Raw genomic sequence first — 2,730 nt, 5'->3', positions numbered from 1 at the left:
CTGTGCGACGTGCGCGGCCTCGCGCTCGTCGAGGACTGCGCCCAGGCGCTCGGCGCGTCGTTCGCTGGAGCGCCCGTCGGCACCGTCGGCGACGCGGCCGCGTTCTCGTTCTGCCAGGACAAGATCATGACGACCGGCGGCGAGGGCGGCATGCTCGTCACGCGCGACGCGGACCTGTGGGAGCGCTGCTGGTCGTACAAGGACCACGGCAAGACGGTCCGCGCGCTCGACGCCGAGAACAGCGCTCCCGCGCCGGGCTTCCGCTGGCTGCACGAGCGCTTCGGCACGAACTGGCGCATGACCGAGATGCAGGCCGCGATCGGCTCAACCGCGCTGTCGAAGGTGCCCGGCTGGGTGGAGACGCGTCGCGCGCATGCGGCCGCCCTCGACGACGCGTTCGCCGCGATGCCGGCGCTCCGCCGCCCGGCGCCGCCCGCCGAGGCGTACCACGCGTGCTACCGGCACTACGCCTACGTGCGGCCCGAGGCGCTCGCCGACGGCTGGGACCGCGAGCGCATCGCTGCCGCCGTCATGGCCGAGGGCGTGCCGTGCGGCGTCGGCTCCTGCCCCGAGATCTACCTTGAGGAGGCGTTCGAGGGCGTCCGCCCGGCCGAGCGCCTCGCCGTTGCGCGCGAGCTGGGCGAGACGTCGCTGGCGTTCCTCGTGCACCCGACGCTGACGGGCGCCGACGTCGCGGACACCGCCGAGGCGGTCGCGAAGGTGATGGCGGTGGCCTCGCGATGAGCGGGCCGGCCGAGCGCAAGGGGATCCTGAACCGCCCGCTCGCCGCGCCGCTGGGCCTGGCGTCGCTCGACGCGTTCGTGATCGCGGGCGCGGTGGCGCTCGCGTACTGGATGCGGTTCGAGGGCGAGGTGCCCGCGCGCTTCGCGGCCACGGCGCCGTGGATGATGGGCGGCGCGCTCGCCGCATACCTCGCGGCGCTCGCCGCGATGCGCCTGTACAGCCACGTGTGGCGTCACGCCGGCGCCGACGTGCTCATCAAGATGACCGCGGCTGTCGCCGCCGCCACCGCCGTGCTCGGCGGTCTCGACGTCGCGCTCCCGCGCACCGGCGCGCTGGCCGGGGTGCGCATCGCGCCCCTCGGGGTGATCGTCGCGACCGGCGTGCTCGTCTTCCTCGGCTGCAGCGCGCTGCGCCTGCTCTCGCGCACGGTCGCGTACGTCCAGGCGCGCACGCCCGCCGCCGACGCGCGCCGCGTGCTCATCGTCGGCGCGGGCGACGCGGGTTCGCTGCTGCTGCGCGACGTCGACAACCAGCCCGAGCTGAAGTGGCGCGTCGTCGGCTTCCTCGACGACGACCCCGCCAAGGCCGGGCGCCTCATCCGGGGCGTGCGCGTGCTCGGGCCGATCTCAGCGCTGGCCGCCACGGTCGAGCGCGAGCGGGTCGACGAGGTGTTCGTCGCGATGCCCGGGGCGTCGCAGGACGCCCGGCGCGTGGTCGTCGACGAGTGCGCGCGCATCGGCGTCCGCACGCGCGTGGTGCGCCTGTTCGCGGGCGAGGCCGAGACGGTGGGCGTCGCGGACCTGTCTGCCGTCACGGTCGAGGATCTGCTCGGCCGCGAGCCGGTCGAGATCGACACCGCGGGCATCGCAGGGACGATCGCCGGGAAGCGCGTGCTCGTCACCGGCGCCGCCGGGTCGATCGGCAGCGAGCTCGCACGGCAGGTGCTCGCGCTCGGGCCGTCCGCGCTCACGCTGGCCGACGTCGACGAGAGCCGGCTCTACGAGCTCTATCTCGAGTTGCGCCGCGGTGGTTCCGAGGCGCCCGCGATGCGCATCTGCGACGTGCGCGACCTCGACAAGACCGCACGCGTCATCGCCGAGACCGCGCCCGACGTGGTCTTCCACGCCGCCGCCTACAAGCACGTGCCGCTGATGGAGATCGAGCCGGACGAGGCGGTGCGAGCCAACGTGCTCGGCACGCGCAACGTCATCCGCGCCTGCGAGCAGGCCGGCGTGGGCCACTTCGTGCTCATCTCGACCGACAAGGCCGTCGACCCCACGAGCGTCATGGGGGCGACGAAGGCCATCGCGGAGCTGCTCGCGTTCGACGCGGCGGCGCGCGGGCGGCTGCGCGTGAGCGCGGTGCGCTTCGGCAACGTGCTCGCCTCGCGCGGGTCGGTGGTGCCGCTGTTCGAGCGCCAGCTGCGCGAGGGCGGGCCGATCACGGTCACGCATCCCGAGGTCACGCGCTACTTCATGACCATCCCCGAGGCCGCCCGGCTCGTTCTGCAGGCGCAGGCCATCAACCGGGGCGGCGACCTGTTCGTCCTCGAGATGGGGGAGCCGGTGCCGATCGTCGACCTCGCGCGCAAGATGATCGCGCTGTCGGGCGCGCACGCCGAGATCGTCTTCACCGGCCTGCGCCCCGCCGAGAAGCTGCACGAGGTGCTCGTCCACGACGAGGGCGGCCTCGCGCCGACCGGCCACGAGAAGGTGCTGCGCGCGGACGCGCCGCCCGCGCCGCCCGCCGGGCTCGACGCGGCCGTGGACGCGCTCGTGGACGCGGCGCGCGCCGGGGATGCCGACGCGGTGCGCGCGGCGCTCGCGGGAGTCGCGCCGGGGTATGCGCCGGAGCGCGCGGGGGAGTGACGCCGCGTCACGGCCGCCGCGGCTACCGCGTCTCGCGCAGGTGCTCGAGGAAGCGCTCGTGCGGGGCCGTGAAGTCGCCCGTGACGTGCTCGCCGGGCGCCACGTCCAGGGTCACGAC

Annotated in this window: 2 protein-coding genes; both read left to right on the top strand. The window is 75.0% G+C overall.

Annotated elements, in window-relative coordinates; all coding sequences use genetic code 11:
- Positions 1–744, top strand: a 744-nt coding sequence (locus FDZ70_08990; protein ID TLM70957.1) for a DegT/DnrJ/EryC1/StrS aminotransferase family protein, incomplete at its 5' end; no start/stop codon positions are given.
- A complete protein-coding gene (locus tag FDZ70_08985; GenBank protein TLM70956.1) occupies positions 741–2,612 on the top strand; it encodes a polysaccharide biosynthesis protein in 1,872 nt (623 codons plus the stop codon). The genes FDZ70_08990 and FDZ70_08985, both read left to right, overlap by 4 nt.
- Positions 2,613–2,730 lie beyond the last annotated feature (118 nt).

This window comes from Actinomycetota bacterium (assembly GCA_005774595.1).
Classification (GTDB): Bacteria; Actinomycetota; Coriobacteriia; order Anaerosomatales; family D1FN1-002; genus D1FN1-002.
This window is presented reverse-complemented; position numbering and strand designations above follow the sequence as displayed.